The sequence below is a fragment of the Sphingobium sp. PNB genome, assembly GCF_019873065.1.
GTDB classification, from domain to species: domain Bacteria; phylum Pseudomonadota; class Alphaproteobacteria; order Sphingomonadales; family Sphingomonadaceae; genus Sphingobium; species Sphingobium fuliginis.
Map to the genome: position 1 here is coordinate 1 of NZ_JAINEZ010000078.1, position 25,172 is coordinate 25,172.

Consider the following 25,172-nt stretch of genomic DNA (forward strand, 5'->3'; position numbering starts at 1 on the left):
CCATCCCCCCGGCCACCAGCCCGCCCTCGCCGGCATCCCCGGCCAGCGCCGCCAGCTTGGCCTGGTCGCCGCACGGCCGCAGCCACGCATCGGCTCCCATCCCGACATGCGCCCCTCATTCCATAACTCCCGTCCATTCTCCGGAACGTTCTTGGAATAGCCCCCGCGCGCCCCTCCCCTCCTCTGCCGCATCACGCCATGGGCTGACGCTCATCTTCAGGACCCGCCCATGACCCGCGCTTCCAGGACCGAGATCACCGACCAGTTCGAACTCTTCCTCCCCTATATCGCGGACATGCCCCTGCGCGACCAGCGCGAGATGATGGAGCGCCCCTTCTTCAGCCTCGCCAAGTCCAAGCGGGTCAAGCCGATCGACTACACCTCCCCCGACGGCAAGGCCTGGGTCCATGTCTCGGCCAATCCGGACTATGGCATGGCCACCATCTGGGATGCCGACATACTGATCTACTGCGCCTCCGTCCTGGCCGACATGGCGCGCCGCGGCCTCAACGACATCCCGCGCAAGCTGCACCTCATGCCCTATGACCTGCTGCGCGCCATCCACCGCCCGACGACCGGCCGCGCCTATGAACTGCTCGGCCAGTCGCTCGACCGGCTCGTCTCCACCACGATCAAGACCAACATCCGCGCCGAAAACCGCCGCGAAGCGACCTTCAGCTGGCTCGACGGCTGGACCCAACTGGTCGACGAACGCACCGAACGCTCCCGCGGCATGACCATCGAACTCAGCAACTGGTTCTATGAAGGCGTGCTGATGCAGGGCGGGGTGCTCAGCATCGACCGCGCCTATTTCGACCTGACCGGCGGCCGCGAACGCTGGCTCTACAAGGTCGCGCGCAAACATGCCGGCGGGGCAGGGGAGGGGGGCTTCGCCATCTCCATGCCCACCCTCTTCGAAAAGTCTGGGGCCGAAGGCGCCTATCGCCGCTTCAAATTCGAAATCGCCAAGATCGCCGAACGCGATCCCCTGCCCGGCTATACGGTCGAACTGGAACAGCCCGACGGCAAGCGTGAACCGTCGCTCCGCATGCGCCGCTGCCCCCAGGCCGATCCGCTCCCGGCAACCGTCGCCCGCCGACCGGCGACGGCCTCGCAATCCACCCCTCCCAAGACAACGCCGTCCCCCGCACCAACCGACGCCGACATGCTGGTCGATGCCGGCAGCATGATCCGCCGGACCCTGGCCGGAATGTCCGCCAAGGCCAGCGCCGGGGAGATCACGGACGCGACCATGGCGACCCTGCGCGCCGACTATCCCGGCTGGGACTATCAGACGCTCCATCAGGAGTTTCGCGACTGGCTCGAAGCCGACCCCACCCGCACGCCTGTCAATTATCAGAAGGCGTTCATCGGCTTCGTCCGCCGCTTCCACGAGAAGAACCGCCACCGCCTCTAGAGCATCGTGCGCAAAAGCGGGAACCGGTTTTGCGCTTAAAAGGATACGACAACAAAAGCCTGGAGCGCGCGGCCTGCGTATGATTTAACGCAGCGCGCTCCAGAGCGGGTTTCGCTCCGATTCCATCAGGTCGCCGCTCCACATTCCCCGTCTTCCGCGATTCCCGCCAGATTCGGAACCGGTCGCCTGGAAATCGCTCCAGAGCGCGCTGCATTAACCGGACGCAGGTCGTCACATCCTTTCAAGCAGAAAACCGGCCCTGCGATGCCGAGCCGCATCCCAAAAGGCCAAACCGCTTGACCAAAACCGGCCCAAAACTCGCGCCATATCCCGACCCTGCAATTCAGCCGACGCACCCCATGCCCATGCAACGCCGAAATGCCGGGGAGGGCGTTCCCGAAGTGTCGGGTAGCGCTGATGGGAAAGGACAACCCGTCAAACACCCCGATAGCGGACCTCAATCCGCCCCGGAATTTGAACGTCCTTTCCAACACCCCCCTCCAATATGATTCAATCCCCCACCCACCGACAACAGCAAATCGCATGCTTCGACACTCCGGGAACACCCTTCGCCCCTTTAGGAACGTTTCCCCGACATTTCAGGAACGCCAGCGTCGACACTATAGGAACGGACCAACGATCCTATGGGAACAGCGATCCAACGCCGACTCGTGCTCTTATGGCGATTCGCCTCCCGCATCCCCGCCCAGTAACTCTTTAACTTTCCTAGAAACCTTATAACCTGGGCGAGACATATTTTTGGCAAGAAACTGGATGAGAAGCCTTGGGCAGCGCCGTCTAATGCCGCCCTGTCAGTCTTTCGACCTGCGCTACCAGTTTCGTCGCGCCCTGGTGCGAAACGCCCAGCAGCCGCGCGACCGCCATCTTGCTCAGCCCCGGATAGGCCAGCTCAAGCCGCATCAGCAACGGGGCCTTGCTCCGCCGCGTCACCTCCAGTTCCACCGGCAGCCGAGCCAGCTTCGCCTCCAGCCGATCCAGTTCTATCAACCCCTGCGCCGCCTGGCGCGCGACCATGGCGGCAATCTCTCCCGCCAAAGAAGCGGCATCGTCCGGCAGGAAGCGCGGCAACCCGACAAGGCAGGGCAGGTGACGCAGGCTGAGCCCCGCCGCCACGAAGGCGCCGGGAAGGTGGCAGGCAAGCACCCAGCCCATATCAAACCGTCGCGGATCGATGCGCCATTGCCGCCCGTCGGCCGTCGTCACCAGATGCCCCTCGGTGACGGGCGTATCGAGGCTCCCTCTCGCATCGATCAGCCGCTGCGCGACCGCCGGCAGGGTGCCGGCAGCGTAGGGGGCGTCCAGCAGCATCTGGGCCATGCGCCACGCCGGGCCGAAGCGGACCAGATCCTCGGGCGCCCACAATCCCACCTCCTTGCGGTCGTCAAGCAAGGTGCGGGAGATGTTGAGGGTCGCGCGCGCGACCGGGTCCCGGTCATCGCCTGCCGACAGCGCAAAATGGAAGAGCGCGGCGACGGAAAGCGGATCGTTGAGCCCCTCGCTATGGCGCGGCGGCGGCGTCCGCCCGCAAATCCAGTTCTGAAGCTCCGCAACCGACACCGGCACGCCGGCAAAGCCCGACAGCATGGAGGCGCCCTTCAGCCTTGCCCTGGCCAGCCAGACATCGGTCGCCGGGCTGTTGCAAAGCCGCCCGTCGAGCTGCCCGAGAAGAAGCAGGGCATGATCCGGCGAAGCTGAAAAATCCTGCATTTCCCATGGATAGCGCAAGATGGACTACAACCAAAGAGGCGAGTTGGTTGTATATGCTATGATGGTGGGGAAGGCAGCTGCTCCGTCTGATCGACGGCGAATGGCCACGCTCTTTCTTATGCCATAATGCAGTAACGCCCGCCAGCGTCAATCGAACATCCAAAGTGGGGACCCGAACAAAAGCCCTGAAATAAGACGACGCCCCTCTCGGACACGTCCGTCGGGTAAAGGCGAAAGGGGAGGGCATCCAACCGATCCGCAAAACGGGAACAAAAGAGGAAATAGTGCTATTTTGCCCTGGGAAGCCCGTCAGGCACCGGTGGGCAGTCAAATATAGACAAGCTCATCGACACCGCCCTTTGCCTTTCAGAGAGCTTCCCAGCCTGCCCAAATTTTAGGCACTAGGCCCATCGATCTGTTCTCCCGTCCCACAGGAACAATGCGCCGGCTGCCGTAGCTCCTATCCTGCTGGGGATCGCGAACGTCATAGAGCCGCACGCGATGGATAGGGCGGCATCGATTCACCCCACGATGACCTGCTGCGGAGAAACTCATCATCATATCAAAGGAACAGGAACGGATGCCGCAACACGCCCGGCCTATATTCGATCGCCCCCGACGGGAGCAGGCAAGGGCACCGCCTGATCGACCGGACAACTGAAAGTCCCCGCAGAGGATCATGGGATATATTCATGATCCAGTGCAGCAATCTTCACCGGCATCCGGCCTTTGACAATCGCAAAACGGAGTCAGGCACGACCAAAGCCCGTCCATGACCATTATAGGGCATCCCAATCGAAGAGCCCGTTATCCCGAGAGGCACGGAGCGATATCATCCAGCGAAGACTTTCACCCATCGGATCATCTTGCATTGCTGGCAAAGCTCGAACATTGCATCGCAAGGCAAGGGCGTCTCAATTGTGGTAATGGAGATGGATAGATCAACAGTTCAAGCCGCTGCCACCATTCTCGCCGCCTCCCGGTAATTGCGATTGCACAGCGCGATTTTCCGATAGCCTTGACCCCGCCGCCATCAATAAAGTCCAGCCCTCATCGGCCGCATCCTTGAAAGGAAAACGCCCCGAACGACATTTGCGTCGTTCGGGGCGTGATCTTGGTCGGCGGTCCGGATCGTCCGAACCGGCCAGACGTACAATCAGGCTTTTTCGGCCACAGGCGCCTTGGCGGACTTGGCTGCCGGCTTTTTCTTGGGAGCGGCCTTGGCGGGCGCCTTGGCAGGCGTTGCCGCCTTGCTTCCCGCCGCTGCCTTTTCCGCAGGCTTGGCAGCAGCCGGAGCGGCAGCGTCCTTCTTCGGCGCGGGCGCCGATGGCGTAGCGATGGAGAGGCGCTTGCGCGATGCGGCGGGCTTGGCAGCCGGAGCCTTGGCGGCGGGCGCCTTGGCAGCAACCGGCTTCGCCTCGGCAGGCTTCGTTGCGGGCGCCTTTGCCTCAGGGGCCTTTGCCGCCGGGGCTTTCGCTTCCGCAGGCTTGGGAGCGGACGTCTTCGCAGGGGCCTTGGCCGCCGCCGGCTTGGCAGGCGCTGCCTTTGCAGGTGCTGCCGTTGCAGGCGCAGCCTTGGGAGCAGCGGCCGCCTTCGGAGCCGCTTCGGCCGGCTTCTTGGCATTCACCGGCTTGCGGCCAAGGCCAAGCTTCGTCGCGACGGCGCGCCGCGCTTCCGAATAGTTGGGCGCGACCAGCGGATAGGACTTCGGCAGGCCATAGCGTTCGCGATAGTCATTGGGCGACAGGCCATGGCTGGCCAGGTGGCGCTTCAGCGTCTTGTACGGCTTGCCGTCGATCATGCTCAGAATATGTTCGGGCGAAGACAGGCTTTTGCGGACCGACACGGCCGGCGTGTAAGTCGGCGCCGCCTCCTCCTGGGGCTTTGCGGCAAGATCATCAGTCAAGGCCAGACGCGTGGTCCGAATGAGGTCGGCAAGACCTTCGCTCGCTACATTATTGTTGGAGACAAAGGCACTCACCAGCTGAACAGTGAGCGTCGTGATGTCAGGCTGGTTGTTTTCAGACATTGGCCCCGCTTCCCATCTTTGAGTAATAGAAGCGGCCTTTTGCGCGGTTTTGCGTTAAATGTAAATCCGAAACGACTTGACAGCCCGTCCGCATGCTGTCGAACAGGAACAAACAAGCTCATTTTGTTTCGAGATGGGACAGCCTGACCGCGCAATTCCGTCCGCCGGGGTGGAACCATCTTCGCCATATCATTCGCCAGTCAACGGCGCGAAGGCAGGGCGCCTTGAACAGCATAGGCAGGGCGCTCATCTATATTCGCCTGCCCAGTACCAGTGTTCGACCGGCGGGCGACAATATTTGTCGACAGCGAAACCTGTTCTGCACAAAAAAAAGGCCGGTCTTTCGACCGGCCTACTGAGTTTAGGAGAGGATGCCTGAAAGGCACCCGCCAAATGGCGCGCCGGACTTCCAATGGCAAATGCGAAGCGCGGCGATGTGATTGCGTTGCGCGCAATTCCCGGCGCCGGCTTCATATCGCACCATGTCGGAATGCCCTGCCACGGACGGCGCATCGTTCAGGGCGAACGCTTCGCGACGAACGTCCATGCCGCGTGCGACGCACCCGGCAAAGATCGCGCATATGTCTGAAAAGGGCAGGGCGGGGGTCCATCCCGCCAGACTGGCGCGCGCCCCGCCGGTACGACAGGGGCGCGCCATTCGATCAAGGAAGGGATGGCGGCCCGTTCGTCCGGGCCGATCCTTCCGATCTTGCATCGATGAAGACTTGGGCGGCCAGGCGCGGCCGCCGAAGATCGTCTTCAGCCGTTCAGCTGGTCCTTCACGGCCTTGGCCGGGGTAAAGGTCAGCTTCTTCGAGGCGGCGATCTGGATCACGGCGCCGGTCGACGGATTGCGGCCTTCGCGAGCGGGCTGGTCCTTGACCTTGAACTTGCCAAATCCGTTCAGCGAAACTTCCTCGCCCTTCGCGGCGGCACCGGCGATGGCGGAGAAGACGCCGTCGACATATTTGCGCGCGTCGGCCTTGGTCAGGCCATGGTCGGCGGCCAGTGCTTCGGCGAGTTCAGTATTGTTCATGATGATCTCCCTTTCGTGGACGGATGGTCTTAACCTGTCTCTTCGCGCTCAACTAGCCCCTTTGCGACCGGCGAACAGCGAAAATCGGCAGTAAAATCGCGTTATTGGCGCTTTCGGATGGGAAAATGACCCCGACCGGAGCCTTCGGGCCGCCTTTCCCGCCGGCGGCAACTCCTCCGCCCGGGTTCCGATCCGCCGCACGAGCAGGCATTTCGCCCGTGAAAAGGGCCCTCCGGGCGGCTGTTCCGCCAAAATGGTCGCAATTGTCGCGCGCCCCGCCCGCGCCGTGCCGGGGGTGGACCGCCAAGGGCGGGACTTTGGCCCGGCGCAGCCCTTTTACAAAAGCTTGCGGATAGAACCGATCCGGTCGCGGTTGCAGATGAAGGCCGCGTCATTTTCTCCCATCCTTCCTGCACGGCGGCCCCTTGCGGCCGGAATGGCGTGGGACGATGTGGCGGCAGAGCATGGCGGGGATGGGGTGGTGCAGGCGCGCGGCGCGGGCGGTCGCGGTGGGCCTCGGGCTGATGCTGGCGGTCCCTGCGGCGGCGCAGGACGCAGCGCCCGGCCAGCAAAGCGCCGCCCCGATCATCGACCGCGACCGCACCGACCGGCTCGAACCGCAGATCGCGCCTCCGCCTGTCGCCGCGCCGCGCCCGGCGCCCTCGGTCCAGGTCGCGCCCGCGGCTTCCTCCGCGGCCCAGACGCTGCTGACGCGGCTTATCTATAGCGGAACGACGCTGCCCAAATCCCGGCTCGATGCCGCCACTTCCCCCTTTATCGGTCGGCCGCTGACCGGTGAAACGCTCCAGGCCATCGCTCATGCGATCAGTGCGACCTATGCGAAGAGCGACATCGCCTTCTATTCCGTCTCCATTCCGCCCCAGCTGCCTGGCGGCGGCGTCCTGACCGTCCGTCTGGTCGAGGGGCGGGTCAGGGATTATCGCCTCGCGGGCATGTCGTCCAGCATGCCCGCCGGGCTGATCGCCGCGCATATGCGCCGGCTGATGCGGGACGCGCCGCTGCGCAGGAGCCGTCTGGAACGGACATTGGCGCTGCTGCGCGACATTCCGGGGCAGACGGTCGACGCCCGGCTGCGCCAGTCGGGCGCGCCCGGCGATCTCCTGATCGACCTCATCGTCAAGCGCAAGCAGGTGCAGATCGGCCTCACGATCGACAATAGCGGGGTCAGCAATGTCGTGCAGGGCGTGCAGGCGCAGATGTCGGTCACGGTCAACGGCCTTGCGCGCGAAGGCGACAGCACGCGCATCGCCGGCTACCTGCCCTTCTATCCCGACCGCTATCAATATTATTCGCTCAGCCACAGCACGCCCATCGGCAGCAATGGCCTGACCCTGGCCGCGCAGGCCGCCCATGTCGAAACCCGTTCGCGCGACAGCAGGACGACGGGTGAGGCGACATTGGCCGGCCTGACGCTCAGCTATCCCGTGCTGCGGTCGACAAAGTCCCAACTGTCCGTCACGGCGTCCCTCGACGGCATCGACAGCGACAATTATTTCCTCGACATCCGCTTCGGGGATTACCGGTCGCGGGCGCTGCGCCTGGGGGCCTCCTGGTCCCGCGCCGACGCAAGGAACGGCTATGCGGTTTCCACGGTCGTCAGCCAGGGGATCGACGCGCTGGGCGCCCGGCCCTTCACCGGCTTTTCCGAAACCGGCTTCACCAAGGTCAATGTTCAGGCCATCGCAGTGAAGGGGATCAGCAGCAGGCTCAGCCTCCGGACTTCGGTCAAGGGCCAATATTCGAAAGACGATCTTCCGGTGACGGAGCGCTTTCCGCTGGGCGGCCGGGGCGCGGGCATGGCCTTTCGCACCGGAACGCTGACGGCGGAACAGGCCCTTGCCGGCAGCGCCGAACTCTCCTGGTCGCTGCCCGCCCGGTCGCCTGTGCTGAAGGCCAGCGCGCTGTTCGTCGCGCTTGACGGTGCGCTGGCGCATGGCACGGCGCGGCCCGCCTACCGCCTCGCGGCGCGGGACTACAGCCTTGCATCGGCGGGGGGCGGGCTGCGGCTGGGCCTGGGCGCGAAATGGCGGGTCAGCGCGGAAGTGGCCGTGCCGGTCAAGCGGCCCGACCCGACCCTCAGCCGCAAGGCGCGGTTTTTCTTCGGGGTGGGGCGGGCATTTTGATCCGTCCTTTTGCGAATACGCAAAAACAAGAAAATGGGAAGCAAGACATGAACAATGTGTGGGAGGTATGGCCCTCGGCCCTGACCGGGGCCGAATGCGACGCCATCGTCAAGCGCGCGGCGCTCTATCAGCCGGAAAGCGCGACCGTCGGCTTCGCGCAGGCGGTGCGCAGCGATCATGCATATCGCTCGTCCACCATAAGCTGGCTGGACGTTCATCGCGACAAGGACATTGTCGACCGGCTGATGCAGTTCGTCCATTCTTCCAACCGCACCAATTTCGGGATCGACATCGCCGGCCCCTATGAACTGCAATATACCGAATATCATGGGCGGGCTCAGGGCAAATATGACTGGCATCAGGATGTGTGGCTGGAATCCTCCCGCCCCTTCGACCGCAAGCTGTCGGTGGTGGTGCAACTGTCCGACCCGGATGAGTATGAGGGCGGCGCCTTCGAATTTTTCGGCCTTCAGCAGCCGGGCGTCAATTTCGCGCCACGCGGCAGCATGCTGATCTTCCCCTCCTTCCTCCAGCATCGCGTCCTGCCGGTGACCAGAGGCGTCCGCCGCAGCCTGGTGAGCTGGATCGAAGGGCCCCGGTGGCGCTAGAGCCAATCGACATTCAGCCCTGACGGCCTGCAAATGACGCTTTTCCGTGCTTCCGGTGCTTACCTACCTTGAGTAGGCTGCGCTCCGGGTCACGGAAAACCACCCTTTTACCTTCGGTGGCCTTCGGCTCGGCTCGTCATCATCTGAATGTCGATTGGCTCTAAGCCGCCGCTGACGGTCCGATCCTCCGATCTCTGATCTTCCGGCGATCGAACCACGATCGGCGCGGCCCGCATGGATGCGCGCCGACCGCAGCCGCAACCCATGCCTTCCGTCGCCGCTTCGAAGGAAAATGGACCATATCGGAAGCAATTCCGCGAAGGACGATTTGCTTGCCCTGAACCCGGCTTTGCGGACGAGGGACCTTAAGGATGCCGCCAAAAGCCGCCGGATATGCGGATTCCCTGATCTTTCGACCAGCTTTGCGCAGGCGGCAACAGGCTTTTGCGCGCTGAACCGGGACCAATATCGGCAAAGCCGGCCGTTCTGACCAGACCGGTTTCTTCTTGACGCGGCGATAAGGACTGCCGGGCCTAACTTGCTCCCGTTGCGATCTGCTCGCAGGAAAACAGGGAGTCTTGCAATGCCACGTTATGGATCGGTCCGGTCGGGACGGCACTATCTGCTGTGCGCCACGGCGATACCTCTTCTTTTGCTCAGCGCCTGCGCCGACGGCGTGGGCTTCGACATAGGGGCGGGCGGCGGCCAGTCCCCCTCCGGTCCCAGCGGCCCGACAGGTCCGACAAGTCCCACCGGCCCGACCAACCCGTCCGGTCCCTCGGGTCCATCCGGCCCGTCCGGTCCCTCCGGTCCCAGCGGCCCCACGGGTCCGGGCGGCCCCGCCGGTCCCACCAGCCCAACCGGCCCAGCAGGCCCGACCGGCCCCTCCGGTCCCGTGGGCCCCGGCGGTCCGACCGGCCCAGGCGGCCCCACTGGACCCACTGGCCCGACCGGCCCCGGCGGACCCACCGGTCCCGGCGGCCCGACTGGTCCTGCCGGACCCACCGGACCCACCGGTCCGACCAGCCCCACCAGCGGCGGATCGATCATCGGGGCTTCCATCGGCAATCTGCCGGTGGTCGGGCCCACCGGTCCCGGATCGCTGATCGGCGTCAACGTCCTGCCGGGCGACAGCCAGGCGACCGGCAGCGTGGCCACCGTCGATCTGCTGACAGGCGACGGCACCGTCGCCCAGCTCGCCCTGCCGACCACGCCCCAGAGCGTGCAGCAGGGGCTGGCGCCGGTCGGCACGCTCGCAGGCGGCCTGCTCGGCGCACCGGCGGGGGAAGCGGTGACGCAGCTCACCGACGGTCTCTCCCCCACGGTGGCGGCCGTCACCTCGACGGTCGGCCAGCTCACCACGCCGCTGCTCGATACGGTCAACGGCGCGCTTTCGCCCGTCACCGGTCCGCTGGTGGGCGACAATGGCGTCCTCGCGCCCGTGACGGGGCTGGTCGAAAATGCGGTGGGCGGCCTGACCGGCGCTCTGGGCGGCGTCGGCGGCGATCCTTCCGCCGCACTGGGCGGACCGCTTGTCGGCGCGAATGTCGGCGGCAATGTCCTGACCGGCGCCTCTACGCCCGGCACGCTTGTCGGGGTCAACCTGCTGCCGTCGGACGGCGGCGCGGCTGCCGGACAATTGGCGACGGTCGATGTCCTGACGCAGGGCAATCTGGTCGACATCGCCGTGCCGACGACCGCGGCCGGGGTAGAGGCCGGATTGCAACCGGTCGGCAACCTGGCCGGGGGTCTCCTTGGCCCGCAGGCCGAAGCGACCGTCACTCAGGTCACCAGCGCCGTCGCCCCCGTGGTCGCGGCCGCCACCAGCACGGTCGACAGCGTCGCCGCGCCCCTGCTCGACACCGTCAACAGCCTGGCCCCGGCGCTGCCCGGAGGAGAAAGCGGTTCCCCGCTCGCGCCCGTGACCGGCCTGGCCGGCGGCCTGCTGGGAGCAGGGGAGGGGACCGGCGGCAATGCCCTGGCCCCCGTCACCGGCCTGCTGAACGGCGCGCTGGCCCCGGCGACCGGATCGGGTTCCGCCACGGCGCCCGTGACCGGCCTGCTCGGCGGGCTGCTCGGGGGCGGCAACTGACGCGGCGGCGCGGCCCGCCATGGTCCTCATGCATGGCGGGCCGCACGCCGACGATGCTCTCCCCCATAGCCCCCGGGGGAAGGGCGGGGGCGAGGAGGCAGTGGGCGCACTGCCTCCTCAAACCGATTCCGAACGCAGGCCGGCACGCTTTGCGTTCACGCAAAAATCTTCGCCAAAGGGGAATATCATCTTGCCGAACCGCCTTTTCTTCATCCGCCGCCTGATCGATGGCGCTGCGGCCCTGCTGCTGCTCAATGCCCAGCCCGCCATGGCCGGTCCCTACGCGCCCTATGCCGTAACGCCGGGCGAAACCGCGGTGGGAACGATGCTGGACGCGGCGACGCACGCACCCGGCGGCGACCGCGCGGCCATGCTCGCATCGATCGACGCCCTGCCGACGGCCGCGGCGCGTGCCGATGCGCTGGGCCAGCTCTCGCCGCGCAGCTATTCGCTGCTGCCCCGCCTGTCGATCCAGTCGATGGACGCCGCCGACCGGGAAATCCGCTCCTGGCTGGCCGAACGGCGCAGCATCGCCATCGATGCGCCGGCCGATGTTCCGGCCAGCGGCGACCGCACCATCACCATGATGCTGAGCGGAGGGATAAAGCGGGCGAGCTATAAGGCGCGCGTCGACCGCCCCGAAGCGGAATCCGACAGCCGGTCGCTGCGCTTCGCCGTCGATGTGAAGCCCGTGCCCGGCCTCATCGTCGGCGCGACCCTGGGCATCGACGGCATCGATGCGCGGCTCGACCCGGCGCGGCGCCCCCGCATCAGCCAGTTCAACAGCCAGATCGGTTCCTATGCCAGCTATAGCGACGGCCGCTTCTATGTCGACGCGACGGCGGCCTATACGCTCTCCGAATATAAGCTGCGGCGCCAAATCGGCTGGGCGGGCTTTACCGGGCGGCTGGTGGCGCCCGTGGACGGCGACGGCTGGGCCGCATCGGGCGAGGCGGGCGCGATGCTGCGCGCAGGCCCGGTCCGGATACAGCCCTTCGCCGGCCTGCACCATCGCTATGCCGATGTCAGCGGCTTCGTCGAAAATGGCGGACCCGCCGCGCTGGAGGTCGCCGCCTTCCGCACCAGATCGCTTCGCGGCGCGTTGGGCGCGCGCATCTCCGCCAATGCGACGCAAGGCGGCTGGACCCTTCGCCCCTCGGTCGAGGCGCAATGGCAGCGCGAACTGCGCAGCCGCCCCGACAGCCGAATAGAGGCCCGCTTCGCCACCCGCGACTTGCCCATCTTCACGCTGCGTCCCACCCGGCTGGCGCGTGACGCGGGCCTGGTGAATGCCGGGATCAGCGCGACCTGGAACAACCGCACCACGTTCCGCCTGGGCTATGCGGGCGAGTTCGGTTCCGACCGCCATGTCCACGCGGCGGCGCTGACGGTCGGACGGCGTTTCTAGGCAAAAGGGATTGCTCCGAAACGAACCGGATTCCGCGCCACAATCGTGCATATCCCGCTATTGCGTGGGCCTGCTCACGCAAAGGAAGTGATCCATGGCCCGCTTCATCCGCGACATATTGGCGACCCTTTCCCACGAACCCGCCGGCAGGGGCCCGCCCGATCAGCAGGCGCTCAGCCGCCTCGACCAGCGGCTCGCGCCTTTCGCGGACAAGGGGCCGGGATCGCGCGGCACGATTTCGATCCAGCCGGACGAATGTTCGGTCTGGGACGGCAATCCGCGCGACCAGCCGGGACTGACGGCGGACGGCTGCCGGTCGCTGATCGATTCCATCGCCAGCGAAGGCGGCAACCGCATCCCCGTCCTCGTGCGCCTCAATCCGCCGGGTTCGGACCGGCCCTATCAGCTTCTGGTCGGCAGCCGCCGCCGTTTCGCGGTGGACTGGCTCAACCATAATGGGCGGCCGGAAATGCGGCTGGCGGCCCTGGTCGTCGACCTGTCGGACGAGGAAGCCTTCCGCCTTGCCGACATCGAAAATCGCGAGCGGGCGGACATCAGCGAACTGGACCGGGCGCGCAGCTATCAGCATGCGGTCGAACGCTTCTACGGCGGAGTGCAATCGCGCATGGCCGAAGCGCTCACCCTTTCCAACAGCCAGCTAAGCCGCCTGCTCGCCTTGGCGCAATTGCCGGAGGAGGTGGTGAACGCCTTCGCCACTCCCGATGAATTGCGCGTGCGCTATTCCGAAATCCTGACCCCGCTGCTGCGCCGTCCGGACCAGCGGGCGCGCATGATTGCCGAAGCGCAGTCCATCGGGGAACAGCAACAGGCGCTCGCGCGGGATGGCGGCCGCATGCTTTCCCCCGCGACGGTGCTGGCCCGGCTGCGCGATGCCGCCACGCCGCAGCCTTTGGAGGAAGCGCGCGACATGGCGATCGTCGCGGGCGGCGCGCGCATCGGCCGCCCCCGGCCCGGTCGAAGCGGCGGCCTGACCATCGACCTCAGCATATCGGAGGATGCCGATCTGGACGAACTGCTGGCGCGGCTGCGCGAAACCATCGTCGCGGCCCGCGCCGCGCCCGTCATGCAATAGGATCGCGATCGTTTCCGGAGCCTCAACAGGCGACTTTGCGTATACGCAAAAAGCCCGCGACCATTGATGCCGGCGCTCTATGAAGGCCCGGCGGCCTCCTTCCGGCCGTAAGTGGCGGCCAGATAGGCGGCGATCCGCTCGGCATCGGCAGGCTCGATCGGCGCGCCATAGACCTTGATCATCTTGCCGACGCTATCCTGCCAGAATTGCGCCCCCTTGCCGCGTGGCTGAGTGGTGACATAATCCAGCGAATGGCAGGCGGAACAGGTCGCCGCCGTCAGTTCCGCGCCGTCGCCGGGCGGCAGGACAATGGGTCGTTCGTCGGGCAGGCGATAGCCCGCGGCAGCCGCGCCGCTCGCGGCGAGAAGGGCGATGGGCAGCAGCGCTTTCACAGGGCGACGACCTCCACGGCTTCGACGACATTGCGCATATAGCCGGCGGGCTGCCAGAGCGGATCGAACGGCTGGACCTCTCCCGACCGGCCCGTCGCGCGGACGAGCATGCGATGGCGGCCGGGCGCCAGCCTCTGCGCCGACCGCCATGACCGGAAGCTGTAGCGGCCCAGATCCTCGCCCAGTTCGGCCTGCCGCCAGCTTGCGCCCCCGTCGGCGGAGATGTCGACCCGCGCGATTCCCGATCCGCCGTCGAACGCGATGCCGGACAGCGCCACCGGCTTGCCCGCCGCCACCTGCGCCCCGGACATATGGCTGGTGAGGAAGGACCGGATGTTGAGCCGGCCAATGGGCCGCGTCCTGTCCGGCTTGCCGCCGGGCGCGACGCAGGCGCAATCATTGTCGGGAATGCGATAGGCGGTCTTCATCCAATAGCCGTCATAGGCCGCGTCCACGACGTTGATCTCATGCAGATGCTTGATCCAATAGGTGCCGTAATCGCCCGGCACGACCAGACGCAACGGATAGCCGTTGAGAAAGGGCAGGTCCGCGCCGTTCATCGCCCAGGCCACCATCACCTCGCCATCGCGGGCATGGTCGACGTCCAGCGCCTTGATGAAGTCCGGGATGCCGTTGGCCTGCGGATTGTCGAGCCCGTTGAACGCAACCTGCCGCGCCCCCGCGCGCACCCCCGCGCGGTCCAGCAGCGCGCGAAGCGGAACGCCGCGCCAGCGGGCATTGCCCATCGCGCCATTGCCCAGCTGCCCGCCCCCGACACGCGGTTCGAAAAAGCCGCGCCCATTGCCGGAACATTGGTTGACCGCGACGATCTCCTGCACGGGAAAGTCGCGCTTCAATTCCGCGAGCGAAAGGGACAGCGGCCGCTCGACATGACCGCCCAGCGCCAGCCGGAACCGCCGCGCATCGATGTCGAGCGGCAAATCCGAAAGATGGTAGCGCACGAAGAAGGCATCATTGGGCGTGATCGGCCCGTCGAACAGCGCCAACGGCGTCTCCAGTTGCGGCGGCCGCGCGGTAAGGCCGATGAGCGCCCGCTTCTGCGGATAGCGGACCAAGGGCCGCTCGCCATTGCCGAAGGGCAGGGCGGCGTGGCCGTCACCGGCCCGCGCCCAGCCGGGCACCGGCAACATCGCCCCCGCCATGGCGGCGATAAGGCCGCGCCGATCCACCCCGTTCATGGTCCGTCCGTCCGCCATGGCTGTCCTGCCTGCACCTTCCTGCACTCTGATGATCGGAATGCGGCCGGTGATCCGGTGCGCGGTCTGGCTTTGTTTCTCTCGCCGCCCCGACGCCCCAGGGTCGGGCAACGCCGATCCGCTGTGGGTAGGATGCGGCGGCGGGCCAGTCAATCCGGGAGGTGCGGAGCTGCCTCGGCAGGATGGAAGCACGATCATCATTAGCGAAGCCCCGCCCCGCAAAACCATCTTGAACAGCCTCCGCCCTGTCCCTAATTTGGCGCGTGGCGGTCGCCGCCGGAAGGAAGAGAGGATTGGAAGAAAGGAGGCAAGCCCATGTCCCTCTCCCATTTTCAAGGCCCCTTCGAAGTGGCCCATCATCCCCAGTTGGAACCTGAAGTGAAGCGCGCGATCCTCGCATCCTGGGCTTCGGACGCCAATGCCGTGGAGGGCAATCCCGCCGTCAGGCGCCCGCCGCGGCACGATCGGCCGATCCCCATTGACGAGATTCTGGACGCGCTCCGCAAGGTGGATCGCAACCCCATATAGAGCAGCCAGAATCATCGGCCGCCCCCGGCCTTTGTTCTACCGCGTTTTCCGGGCCAGCAGATGATTCTGCCTGCCCGGAAAACGCTCTCGTCTCTCGATGCCGCCTCTCCCGAGCCGTCGCCCGCAGGAAGAGAGCCTCCTTCAGGCGGTCACTTCGTCCAGCCGGTTGATGAGCCGCAGGAAGGCCACCTCGCTTTCGTCATGCGGCGTGCCGTCCGCATCGAAAATATCGTGGAACCATTTTTCCTTCAGCCCCTCCAGATTGGGGTTTTCCCACTTGTCCCACGGCAGATGGGTCTGCGTCTTCCCCTTCACCAGGCCCCAGCAGAAGGTGCCGACCTGCTCCTCCTTCGCGATCGGCAGGATCGCCTGGAAGGTGCTGCCCGCCGGCCGCGCCATATATTCGGTGCAGAGCAGCGGGCGGCCCATGGTCTTCAGCCATTTGACGCGCTGCGCAAAATCCTCCGCAATGCCGTAATTGTGGAAGGAGATGACGTCGGAATGCGATGTCTGCGCCTGCTGGATCGGACTGAGCAGGTCGGGCGCCGACCAGTCGCCCAGCCAGATGCCGCTGGTCAGCGGCTGCATCGGCTGCATTTCCCGCGCCCAGCCGAACGCCGCGACCAGCAGCGGCACGACCAGGTCTGCCTTCGCCCTGAGCGCCGCGGGATCGCACAGCGCGACCTCTGGCCCATTGTCGGGCTCGTTCCAGATGTCCCAGGCCAGCACGCGCTCATCCTGCCCGAAGCGGCCGACCACGCCCCGCACATAATCCTCCAGCCGCGCATGCTCGGCCGGATTCCGGAGCACGGCGACGCCCGGCGACTGGACCCAGCCGCTGTTGTGAACCCCCTCGCGCGGCGGGGGCTGGGGCCCCAGCGCCGGTTCGGGATGCCAGCAGGAATCGAACAGCACCAGCATGACGCGGATGCCATGCCGATCCGCCACCGTAAGGAAGGCGTCGATGCGGTCCAGAAAGGCCGCCGCGTCGTCCAGCCACAACAGGTCGTGCAGATAGACCCTGACGCTGTTCATCCCCACCGAAGCCGCCAGCTCCAGCTCGCGGTCGATGGTGGCAAGGTCGAAGCTGCCCGCCTGCCACATTTCCAGTTGGTTGATGGCGTTGGAGGGCGTGAAATTGCACCCCACCAGCCACGGTTGCCGTTCGAACCAGCGATGCGCCGCTTCCGGCGTCCAACGATTGCCCATATACCCGCTCAAGACCCGCTTCTACTGTCACCCTGAAGGCGGCCATTAACATCGGTCATCTATAGGACAAGAAGATTAATATGATCTGAGTAAGAGGAAATTTCGATCTTTTCGAAGATTGTCCCAACCCGTCTTCGTTACATGATCGTTATAGTATGGAAACGCGCCCTTTGATTATGAAATCGAAATAATACAGGTCCGAAACGACCAACCGCATGGGACGGGATGCGGTCTCACGCCGCTTCCCGGACCATCTCCCCCGGCAGATGCGCCGCGAAATGATCGATCGCCGTGGCGAGCGAATGCAGCGGCGCCCCTCGACGGCTCGCCAGCGCCGTATTGGCGGGCCGCTCCGCCACCCAGCCGAGCGTCCGGTGGGGAACGCCCCGGATGCGCGAGGGGTCGCCGCCGCAGCGCATCGCGATCCGGCGGGCGAAATCGGCCCAGGACAGCGCCTCGCCATTGGTCAGGTGCCACGGCCCGACCTCGCCGTCGATCAGCAGGTCCAGCGACGTCGCGACCAGATGCGGCACATAGGTGGGCGTCACGATCAGGTCCTCCGCCGCCAATATGGTCTCCCCCCGGCTCAGCGCCCGCACCACGGCGACCGCGAAATTATGATCGTCATGGGGCGAGAAGAAGGCGGCGGTGCGGATGATCAGGTGGCGATTGGGCACCCCAAGCGCGGCGATCCCTTCCTCCATCTCCGCCTTGCTGAGGCCATAGCAATTGCGCGGTGCGGCCGCGTCATCCTCCACATAGGGCGCGCCCTTCTCCCCATCGAAGACGAGATCGCTGGAGAAGGAAAGCGACGCGATGCCGCGATCCCCGCATGCCTTCGCCAGCGCCACGGCCCCCCGCGCATTGGCGGTCAGGCAGGCGTCGCGTGCCGTTTCGGCCTCGTCCACCCGGACCCAGCCGGCGGCGTTGACGACGCCCCAGGGCGCGATGCGGTCGAGCGCGGCGGCGATCGTCCCCGGCGCCGACAGGTCCAGTTCCCCCCGCGACGTGAGGACGAAGGGAATGTTCCGCAACGCGCAGGCGCGCGCCATCGCCCGCCCCAGCGTCCCCGTCGCGCCGCATATCAGCAGCGGCCGTGCCGGAGAGAGACGGGCCGGAGAGGGATGCAAACGCCCGGCCAGATGCGCCTTCATCGATGCGGGGCGCGCCACGCCGGGATGGGCGATCCGCACGGGGCGCTGCCACCAGCCGGCGCCCTCCGCCAGCATCGGGCGCTCGCCCCCGCGCGCCAGCGCCCGCGCCAGAGGCAGCAGCGCCGTGGCGCGCGGCGTTCCGCTGCTGACGTCCCACAGCCCCGGCTCATAATGACCCGGCTGCGTCAGCAGGCTGTTCCACCCCGAACTGCCCAGCAGCGACCAGAGGGTGACCGCCTCGACCTTTATCCCCTCGGCGCACAATCGGCCGGCGACGTCCCAGGCCTGCGCGATCCAGCGCAACTGCTCCTCCCGCGTGCAGCCATTATGGACCTCGGTGACGGCCAGCGGCCGCCCATAGCGCGCCCATGCCTCGCGCAGCGCACCCTCCAGCCCCTGGGGCGGCGGCTCCAGCACGCGGATGGCTTCCACATCGGCATAAAGCTGCGTGTCGCTGCCGCCATGGCTATGCCCGGGATAGCGGTGAAGCCGATGGTCGAGGAAGCGGTCGCTCGTCAGATAATGGTTGATGCCGATGACGTCGGGCGGACAGGGATCGTCGGCAATGGCGCGCAGCCGGTCCGCGAAGCCGAAGCCCGAAAGGCGCTCCCACAGCGGATGCTCGCGCGTCATCATGCCGCAGAGCAGGTCCCAGCTCGCCCAGCGGCGCAGATTGTCGAACCCCGCCTGTTCCCGAAGGGAGGCGGTGGCATAGGTGCGGCCCAGATCGTCGGTCTGGATCAGCCGCGCGCCGGGACTGACGCGGCGGATGGCCCGCATCGACAGGCGAATGGCGTCGGTCTGGTTCAACAGCGCCAGCCAGAAGGATGGTTCGGACCGGTGATGCGGATACCAATGGCCGTACAGGGCGGAAAAGCGGGCGGTGGTCAGCGGCTCGTTGACCGGCGTCCAGTCGGCGATCCACGGATAGCGCTCCGCCGCCGCCCCGGCATGACGCGCCAGCCCGGCGGCGAACCCCTCGTCCAGCAGGCCGGTATGGGCCGGGCCGCTGCCATGATGGACCAGCCCGGCGATGACGCGGATGTCAAGGTCGCGCAGCCGCTTCAACCGTTCGTCGGTCCATTGCCAGTCGCGCTCGTCCGGATCGCGCGGGCTGACCCTCTCCCACAGGACGGGATAGCGGATCGCCCGGATGCCCAGCGTCGCCAGCCGGTCCAGGTCGTCCGCCCGATCCTGATGCCCTGTCGCGCGGATCTGGTCGCGGTAACTGTCGTGGACGCGGTTCACGGTGCATTCCAGACCACCCCATAGCTGCGGCTGCATGGTCATTCCGGTCTCCGTTGCAATGATGGGCGCGATTATTTGGCTCGTTGAACTTCGATCAAGTGAAAGCAGGATAATTGCGACATGCCAGCAACCTGGATCAGTGGAGAAGAAGGAACGGATCGTTCTCCGCCGCGGTTTGACCAATGTTCATCCCGCAGAAAGGTTGCATATAATGGTCCAGCCCCAGTCTTCCCCTTGGCATGAATCTGGATCAATTCCGTCGAACGGCACGCATACCATCCTCTGCTTCAGTCATTTGCGGTGGAAATTCGTCTTTCAACGTCCCCAGCACCTGATGAGTCGCTTCGCCGCCCAGTCCCGCGTCCTCTTCTGGGAAGAACCCTGCCTTGTCGAAAAGCTGGCGGAGCCCGACCTGCATATCGACGTCTGCGCCGCCAGCGGCGTCACCGTCATCACGCCGCAACTGCCCGCCGACGGCGCGCGCGAACAGGATGGGGAGAATTTGAAGGGCCTGCTCGACCTGTTCCTGGCGGGCGAATCCGGCCCGTTCGTCCGCTGGTACTACACCCCCATGATGCTGCCCTTTTCGGAGCATGTCATGGCCGACTGCATCGTCTACGACTGCATGGACGAGCTGGCCAATTTCAGGGGCGCGCCGCCCGAACTGCTGCCGCTGGAACAGCGCCTGCTCTCCCAGGCCGACCTGGTGTTCACCGGCGGCTACAGCCTCTATGAAGCGAAGAAGGACAGGCACGGCCATGTCTATCCCTTTCCCTCCAGCGTCGACGCGGCGCATTTCGCCCAGGCCCGCTCCGCCCGAACGCAACCTGCGCAGGACGCCCGCCCGCGCCTCGGCTTCTACGGCGTCGTCGATGAAAGGATGGATGTCGAACTGCTGGCGGCGCTGGCCGATGCGCGCCCCGGCTGGGATCTGGAAATTGTCGGCCCGGTCGTGAAGATCGGCGAGGCGGACCTGCCGCGACGGCCCAATCTCCATTTCCTGGGCGGCCGCTCCTATGACGATCTGCCCGGCTGCGTCGCGGGCTGGGACGTGGCCCTGATGCCCTTCGCCATCAACGACGCGACCCGCTTCATCAGCCCGACCAAGACGCCCGAATATCTGGCGGCGGGAAAGCCGGTCGTGTCGACGCCGATCGCCGACGTCATCCGCCATTACGGTGGGATCGGCGCGGTGCGCATCGCGGAGCGCGGCGAAGCCTTCATCCGCGCCTGCGACGCGGCGCTGGCCCTGTCCCGCTCGGGCGGCGACTGGCTGGCGGAGGCGGACAAGGTGCTGGCCGGCATGTCCTGGGACAAGAGTTTCCAGCAGATGAGCCGCCTCATCAGGGAAGCGATCTCGCGCGGCGCCCATGCCCATCCCATTGTGTCGCCCACCAGCTGGAAGGACGGCCCGCCGCGGCGTTATGACGTGATGGTCGTCGGCGCGGGCTTCGCGGGCGCCGTCATGGCCGAACGGCTGGCCGCGGACGGCGGCAGGAAGGTGCTGCTGGTCGACCGCCGGCCGCATGTCGGCGGCAATGCCTATGACGAGCTGGACGATGCCGGGGTCCTCATCCACCGCTACGGGCCGCACATCTTCCACACCAATTCGCAGGAGATATTCGACTATCTCTCCCGCTTCACCCAATGGCGGCCCTATGAACATCGCGTGCTGGCGGCGGTGGACGACCTGCTGGTGCCGATGCCGATCAACCGGACCACGCTCAACATGCTCTACGGCCTGGACCTGGGGACGGAGGAGGAGGCCGCCGCCTTCCTCGCCGCGCAGGCGGAGCCGGTGTCGGTCGTCCGCACGTCGGAGGATGTGGTGATCTCCGCCGTGGGCCGGGAACTCTACCAGAAGTTCTTCCAGGGCTATACGCGCAAGCAATGGGGTCTCGACCCGTCGGAACTGGACAAGGCGGTGACTTCGCGCGTGCCGACGCGCACCAATAAGGACGATCGCTACTTCACCGACAGGTTCCAGGCGATGCCGCTCGAAGGCTATACGCGCATGTTCGAACGGATGCTGGACCATCCCAATATCGACATATTGCTGGGCGTCGACTATTGCGAGGCGCGCGACGCCTATCCGCACGATCATCTGGTGTTCACCGGCCCGATCGACGAATATTTCGGCTATCGCCATGGCAAGCTGCCTTACCGCTCGCTCCGGTTCCAGCATGTCAGCCTGGACGTCGACCGGTTCCAGCCGGTGGCGGTGGTGAACTATCCGTCCCCCGACGTGCCGCACACGCGGATCACCGAATATAAGCATCTGACCGGGCAGCAGGTGCCGGGGACCAGCATCACCTATGAATTCCCCGCTGCGGACGGCGACCCCTATTACCCCATCCCCCGGCCGGAAAACCAGCAGCTCTTCAAACGCTATGAAGCGCTGGCGATGGTGCAGACCGACGTCACCTTCGTCGGGCGGCTCGCCACCTACCGCTATTACAACATGGACCAGGTGGTGGGACAGGCGCTGGCGACCTACCGCCGGATGACTAGGGCCCCCGCCATCCGCACCGTGCCCGCCCACCTCGCCGCCGCCGCGCAGCCCCGCCCTTCGGCGGGCTGACCCGCCACAGGCTGGACAGGACCGACCCTGAAGCGGCCGAGCCGATTATATCGGATCGGCCGCTTCAGGTCTTTTTTCTACCGCCCTCTCCAAGTCGGCCGATGATCCTGTCGGCCTGGAAAACGCCCTAGAGCCGATCGACATTCAGATGATGACGAGCCGAGCCGAAGGCCACCGAAGGTAAAATGGCGGTTTTCCGTGACCCGGCGCGCAGCCTACTCAAAGTAGGTGGGCACCGGAAGCACGGAAAAGCGTCATTTGCAGGCCGTCAGGGCTGAATGTCGATTGGCTCTAAAGCCCGCTGTCGTAACGCGCCATCTCCTCCCGATAGCGCGCGGTCATCCGTTCCTGATCCGCCGGGGGAATTTCCTCCTTCAGATGAAGGAAGCGGTCATTTTCCTCCTCATAGACATGATGGGCGACCGCGCCCCTGATATGCTCCAGCTTTTCGCTCCAATCCTCGCTCAGCGGATCGAGCGCTTCCAGCAGCGCAAGCTGGACCTTGGCGGCCTGCTGCTCCTCATAGGCCATCGCCATATGCGTCTTGTGACCGTGGGAAAGCTGCGGGTAGATGACCGCCTCCTCCGCGCTGGAATGGGCGGTCAGAAGCGCGGCGAGCTTCCTCTGGGCGCGCGTCCGGCTGGATGCGTCCATCGCCGCCTCCGCCTCGCTGAAGGCCATTTCGATCTGCTGGTGGTGCTGGAGGATCTGGTCGAGCCAGTCCCCCGCCATGGCCGCCGCCCGCGCCTTCTCCCGCGCGCGGGCGCGGTCCTCTTCCGATTCCGGCGGCGTGACGGCTGCGACGATCCTGTCGATGACGGACATGGGATGCTCCTCTGCTCATGGGCGTGACTCCCATGCAAGCGCCGCACCGCGCCCCCGGTTCCTGGACGGCGGGCCAAAGCGGAAGGCCGCTAACACAGGTTTAAGGGGCGTTCCCTTCAATAGCTCCCGTTGGTGACGACGATGCTGGCGCTCACCGTGGGGGAGGGCATGGGTATGAAGGCCGCATAACGCATCATCGGACTGCCGCTCATGTCATAGCTGACCCGCACCCGGAACGTGCCGGTCGCATCGGGCCCTGCCGTGACGACGGGCCCGCCCCCCGCCGCCAGCAGCGTGCCATAGCCGCCGATCACCGCCTGCGCCCGGCCCTGCGCCAGCGCCGTGCGTTCCGCCGTGGAAAGCCCCGCCACGGCGGCGCGGGCGCCCTCCACCGCGGCATGGCGCACGCCCATCAGCGCGGCGAAGTAGAAGGAATAGAGCACGACCGCGAAGACCAGCATCAGCAGCGCAGGCGCCAGCAGCGCGAATTCCAGCGCCGCCAGCCCCCGCTCGCATGTCCGCAGCCGCCGCGCCGCGCGCATCCCGATCAGCCCGGATTGACGCTGTTGAACATCGTCGTGAAGGCGGCGCCCAGCTGCGTGCGGAAATTGGCGCCGACCGCGACGATGGCGGCGACCACCACCGCGCCCAGCACGGCATATTCCACCGCCGTCAGGCCTTTCTCATCCCGCGCCAGCTTCGCGATCAGCGAACCCAGAAACTTGTTCATGCTTGTCCTCCAATCCCCTCCGCAAAGGACCGGCGGCGCATGGCGAGGGGGAACCGCGCGCCGCCATGAAAACTCACACCAGCACCGGCACCCCGCAGCGCGCGCCCGTCGCCCAGAGCGTCGCATGGCCAAGCTGGACGCCCAGCGCGGCGAGCAGATTGGTGACCAGCGGATCGATGGTGGTGCCGACCAGCCCGGCGACCGGATTGACCACCGCGCTCGACAATTGGGACCGGGCGAGCGCCCGGGTCGCGTCGCAGACGATCGGCAGGCATGATCCCAGCAACGTCACCTGCAACCCGTCCTGTCCGCCAAGGCTGCCCACCAGCGATGTCAGCAGCGGCCCGACCTGCGCCCCGTTGCCGATGCTGGCGGGCGTGCCGGGCGATCCGGGACGGCCTATGCGGCCCTGCCCGCCGGGGCCGAAGACGACGGCGCCGCTCGCGCCCATGACCGGCTGCGCCACCGCGCGGCTGTCCACCGCGACGACGCCCAGCACATTGACGATCTGGACCGGACGCACGTCGGCGGCGGACAGGGGCGGCATCGGCCGCGTCATGGCGCCGGCGGGCAAGGCGCCGATATAGGCGTTGACGAGGCCGCTGCCGGCCTGCACCGTCACCCGCGTGTCGCGCGCCTGTTCCGCCGTGTCGGGGCAATCGATGGCGCTGACCTGCCCCTGCGCCGCCGCAATGTCGATCGTGACCGGCAGGTTGACGACGATCAGCGGAACGCCCAGCAGGCTGACATTCCTGATCCCGACATCCAGTTGCAGCCGCAAGGCGGACGTGGAAACGCCGGTCTCCCCCGCCGGACCGAAGGAGAAGCGGGGCCGGTCCATCGGCCCGGTCGCCATCGCCGCCAGCAGGACGCTGCTGCCCGGCGCCACGGTGCCGACCGCGTCCGACAGGTCCACCGCGCCATTGCCCGCCTGCACCGCGTAGGAAAAGAGCTGATAGGCATTGATCCCGGCGCGCAGGGCCGGTTTCTCGTCCGCCCCGCCGACCGGCATGTTCTTCCACACGCCCAGGCCGAACAGGCCGTTGAGCGGCACGGCATATCCATTGCCGACCTGCCCGGCCAGCAGGTTCAGGGTCGCGGCGGTCGCGCTGTTGTCGGCCGCGCTGGCGGCGGCGGCGAGCAGGTCGCGAAGCGCCACCGTGCGCGCGGTGAGCGCGCCATAGCTGCCGCTCTCCCCGACCCGCTGCGCCAGCGCGTCGAAGAACAGGCCGGCATCGACATGGCTCGCCATCAACGCCTCGACATCGGCGGTGGAGAGGCGCAGCTTGATCCCCAGCAGCGCGCTCAGCAGGTCGTTGACGCTGTTCACCAGCGCATTGGTGACGGTCAGCACGCCGGAACTGATGCCGATCCCCGCCTCGTCGATACGCGCCGCCGTGGCGCTGGCCGACAGGTCGGGCAGGGGGTTGGCCGGACCCAGCACGCGCATCAGGAACTGGCGCGCCGGCTTCCCGGTGCGGATGCGCACGGCGTTGACCCGCCCATTGCCGGGACAAAGCGCCATGCTCGCGTCGAAGCGCTGCGCCGCGCCCAGCCCCGCATCGGCGCAATAGCGGCCCAGTTCGACCGATCGGAGAATGGCCGGATCATATCCGTTGCGGCTCAGGCTATCGCGCGCCCGCGCCGCCGCCTGCGCCGGATTCTGCGCGGCGGCCAGCGCAGCCGCATCGGTCGCCGCCCGCAGATTGCGCAGGCTCACATAATAAAGCCCCC

19 protein-coding genes are annotated in these 25,172 nt (G+C 66.5%); 8 read left to right on the forward strand and 11 right to left on the reverse strand.

Going from position 1 to position 25,172, the window contains the following annotated elements; all coding sequences use genetic code 11:
• The first annotated feature begins 229 nt into the window (after positions 1–229).
• Complete coding sequence (locus tag K7W03_RS20825) at positions 230–1,417, forward strand: replication initiator protein A (RefSeq protein WP_103001091.1); 1,188 nt, start codon at positions 230–232, stop codon at positions 1,415–1,417.
• A gap of 798 nt (positions 1,418–2,215) precedes the next feature.
• On the opposite strand, the gene K7W03_RS20830 is transcribed toward K7W03_RS20825, so the two are convergent.
• From K7W03_RS20830 to K7W03_RS20840, 3 genes are all read right to left on the reverse strand, one after another.
• Positions 2,216–3,145, reverse strand: coding sequence for a hypothetical protein (locus K7W03_RS20830; RefSeq protein WP_103001090.1), 930 nt, complete (start codon positions 3,143–3,145; stop codon positions 2,216–2,218).
• A 1,156-nt stretch (positions 3,146–4,301) separates the two neighbouring features.
• The gene (locus tag K7W03_RS20835) at positions 4,302–5,174 is read right to left on the reverse strand and encodes a MucR family transcriptional regulator (RefSeq protein ID WP_037483436.1); all 873 of its coding nucleotides are present in this window, start codon (positions 5,172–5,174) and stop codon (positions 4,302–4,304) included.
• A gap of 759 nt (positions 5,175–5,933) precedes the next feature.
• Positions 5,934–6,209, reverse strand: coding sequence for an HU family DNA-binding protein (locus tag K7W03_RS20840; RefSeq protein WP_007684484.1), 276 nt, complete (start codon positions 6,207–6,209; stop codon positions 5,934–5,936).
• A gap of 464 nt (positions 6,210–6,673) precedes the next feature.
• On the opposite strand from K7W03_RS20840, the gene K7W03_RS20845 reads away from it, so the two are divergent.
• The 5 genes from K7W03_RS20845 (at position 6,674) to K7W03_RS20865 (ending at position 13,554) form a co-directional block, all read left to right on the forward strand.
• A complete protein-coding gene (locus tag K7W03_RS20845) occupies positions 6,674–8,353 on the forward strand; it encodes a ShlB/FhaC/HecB family hemolysin secretion/activation protein (protein WP_226870360.1) in 1,680 nt (559 codons plus the stop codon).
• 47 nt (positions 8,354–8,400) lie between these two features.
• Entirely contained in the window at positions 8,401–8,961 is a 561-nt protein-coding gene (locus K7W03_RS20850; RefSeq protein ID WP_025550470.1) for a 2OG-Fe(II) oxygenase, read from the forward strand.
• A 583-nt stretch (positions 8,962–9,544) separates the two neighbouring features.
• The gene (locus K7W03_RS27920; RefSeq protein WP_037483438.1) at positions 9,545–11,053 is read left to right on the forward strand and encodes a hypothetical protein; all 1,509 of its coding nucleotides are present in this window, start codon (positions 9,545–9,547) and stop codon (positions 11,051–11,053) included.
• A gap of 190 nt (positions 11,054–11,243) precedes the next feature.
• A complete protein-coding gene (locus tag K7W03_RS20860; RefSeq protein WP_044661009.1) occupies positions 11,244–12,461 on the forward strand; it encodes an autotransporter domain-containing protein in 1,218 nt (405 codons plus the stop codon).
• A 94-nt stretch (positions 12,462–12,555) separates the two neighbouring features.
• A complete protein-coding gene (locus K7W03_RS20865; RefSeq protein ID WP_025550476.1) occupies positions 12,556–13,554 on the forward strand; it encodes a ParB/RepB/Spo0J family partition protein in 999 nt (332 codons plus the stop codon).
• Positions 13,555–13,631: 77 nt separating this feature from the next.
• On the opposite strand, the gene K7W03_RS20870 is transcribed toward K7W03_RS20865, so the two are convergent.
• Both K7W03_RS20870 and K7W03_RS20875 read right to left on the reverse strand, forming a co-directional pair.
• The gene (locus K7W03_RS20870) at positions 13,632–13,946 is read right to left on the reverse strand and encodes a hypothetical protein (protein ID WP_007684475.1); all 315 of its coding nucleotides are present in this window, start codon (positions 13,944–13,946) and stop codon (positions 13,632–13,634) included.
• Complete coding sequence (locus tag K7W03_RS20875; RefSeq protein WP_222887236.1) at positions 13,943–15,163, reverse strand: molybdopterin-dependent oxidoreductase; 1,221 nt, start codon at positions 15,161–15,163, stop codon at positions 13,943–13,945. Before K7W03_RS20875 ends, K7W03_RS20870 begins: the two co-directional genes overlap by 4 nt.
• A 315-nt stretch (positions 15,164–15,478) precedes the next feature.
• On the opposite strand from K7W03_RS20875, the gene K7W03_RS20880 reads away from it, so the two are divergent.
• A complete protein-coding gene (locus K7W03_RS20880) occupies positions 15,479–15,691 on the forward strand; it encodes a hypothetical protein (protein ID WP_025550480.1) in 213 nt (70 codons plus the stop codon).
• A 141-nt stretch (positions 15,692–15,832) separates the two neighbouring features.
• Here the strand turns inward: K7W03_RS20880 and K7W03_RS20885 are convergent, their stop codons facing one another.
• A complete protein-coding gene (locus tag K7W03_RS20885) occupies positions 15,833–16,900 on the reverse strand; it encodes a cellulase family glycosylhydrolase (protein ID WP_025550482.1) in 1,068 nt (355 codons plus the stop codon).
• Positions 16,901–17,133: 233 nt separating this feature from the next.
• Positions 17,134–19,344 (reverse strand): SDR family oxidoreductase, encoded by a 2,211-nt coding sequence (locus K7W03_RS20890; RefSeq protein ID WP_044661008.1) that lies wholly within the window; start codon positions 19,342–19,344, stop codon positions 17,134–17,136.
• A 292-nt stretch (positions 19,345–19,636) separates the two neighbouring features.
• Between K7W03_RS20890 and glf the strand changes: the two genes are divergently transcribed.
• The gene (gene glf / locus K7W03_RS20895; RefSeq protein ID WP_065847779.1) at positions 19,637–21,883 is read left to right on the forward strand and encodes a UDP-galactopyranose mutase; all 2,247 of its coding nucleotides are present in this window, start codon (positions 19,637–19,639) and stop codon (positions 21,881–21,883) included.
• Positions 21,884–22,174: 291 nt separating this feature from the next.
• On the opposite strand, the gene K7W03_RS20900 is transcribed toward glf, so the two are convergent.
• The 4 genes from K7W03_RS20900 to K7W03_RS20915 all read right to left on the reverse strand — a co-directional run.
• Positions 22,175–22,708, reverse strand: coding sequence for a hemerythrin domain-containing protein (locus K7W03_RS20900; protein ID WP_025551554.1), 534 nt, complete (start codon positions 22,706–22,708; stop codon positions 22,175–22,177).
• A gap of 116 nt (positions 22,709–22,824) precedes the next feature.
• Positions 22,825–23,250 (reverse strand): TadE/TadG family type IV pilus assembly protein, encoded by a 426-nt coding sequence (locus K7W03_RS20905; protein ID WP_025551556.1) that lies wholly within the window; start codon positions 23,248–23,250, stop codon positions 22,825–22,827.
• Positions 23,251–23,255: 5 nt separating this feature from the next.
• Positions 23,256–23,438, reverse strand: coding sequence for a Flp family type IVb pilin (locus tag K7W03_RS20910; protein ID WP_025551558.1), 183 nt, complete (start codon positions 23,436–23,438; stop codon positions 23,256–23,258).
• A 73-nt stretch (positions 23,439–23,511) separates the two neighbouring features.
• A partial coding sequence (locus K7W03_RS20915; RefSeq protein ID WP_222887237.1) for a TadG family pilus assembly protein occupies positions 23,512–25,172 on the reverse strand: 1,661 nt, incomplete at its 5' end.

What these genes read in the sequence shown, in the direction of transcription:
- K7W03_RS20825 (WP_103001091.1), top strand. Translation starts at nt 230, where the DNA reads ATGACCCGCGCTTCCAGGACCGAGATCACCGACCAGTTCGAACTCTTC.
- K7W03_RS20830 (WP_103001090.1), bottom strand. Translation starts at nt 3,145, where the DNA reads ATGCAGGATTTTTCAGCTTCGCCGGATCATGCCCTGCTTCTTCTCGGG.
- K7W03_RS20835 (WP_037483436.1), bottom strand. Translation starts at nt 5,174, where the DNA reads ATGTCTGAAAACAACCAGCCTGACATCACGACGCTCACTGTTCAGCTG.
- K7W03_RS20840 (WP_007684484.1), bottom strand. Translation starts at nt 6,209, where the DNA reads ATGAACAATACTGAACTCGCCGAAGCACTGGCCGCCGACCATGGCCTG.
- K7W03_RS20845 (WP_226870360.1), top strand. Translation starts at nt 6,674, where the DNA reads ATGGCGGGGATGGGGTGGTGCAGGCGCGCGGCGCGGGCGGTCGCGGTG.
- K7W03_RS20850 (WP_025550470.1), top strand. Translation starts at nt 8,401, where the DNA reads ATGAACAATGTGTGGGAGGTATGGCCCTCGGCCCTGACCGGGGCCGAA.
- K7W03_RS27920 (WP_037483438.1), top strand. Translation starts at nt 9,545, where the DNA reads ATGCCACGTTATGGATCGGTCCGGTCGGGACGGCACTATCTGCTGTGC.
- K7W03_RS20865 (WP_025550476.1), top strand. Translation starts at nt 12,556, where the DNA reads ATGGCCCGCTTCATCCGCGACATATTGGCGACCCTTTCCCACGAACCC.
- K7W03_RS20875 (WP_222887236.1), bottom strand. Translation starts at nt 15,163, where the DNA reads ATGGCGGACGGACGGACCATGAACGGGGTGGATCGGCGCGGCCTTATC.
- K7W03_RS20880 (WP_025550480.1), top strand. Translation starts at nt 15,479, where the DNA reads ATGTCCCTCTCCCATTTTCAAGGCCCCTTCGAAGTGGCCCATCATCCC.
- K7W03_RS20885 (WP_025550482.1), bottom strand. Translation starts at nt 16,900, where the DNA reads ATGGGCAATCGTTGGACGCCGGAAGCGGCGCATCGCTGGTTCGAACGG.
- K7W03_RS20890 (WP_044661008.1), bottom strand. Translation starts at nt 19,344, where the DNA reads ATGACCATGCAGCCGCAGCTATGGGGTGGTCTGGAATGCACCGTGAAC.
- glf (WP_065847779.1), top strand. Translation starts at nt 19,637, where the DNA reads ATGAGTCGCTTCGCCGCCCAGTCCCGCGTCCTCTTCTGGGAAGAACCC.
- K7W03_RS20900 (WP_025551554.1), bottom strand. Translation starts at nt 22,708, where the DNA reads ATGTCCGTCATCGACAGGATCGTCGCAGCCGTCACGCCGCCGGAATCG.
- K7W03_RS20905 (WP_025551556.1), bottom strand. Translation starts at nt 23,250, where the DNA reads ATGCGCGCGGCGCGGCGGCTGCGGACATGCGAGCGGGGGCTGGCGGCG.
- K7W03_RS20910 (WP_025551558.1), bottom strand. Translation starts at nt 23,438, where the DNA reads ATGAACAAGTTTCTGGGTTCGCTGATCGCGAAGCTGGCGCGGGATGAG.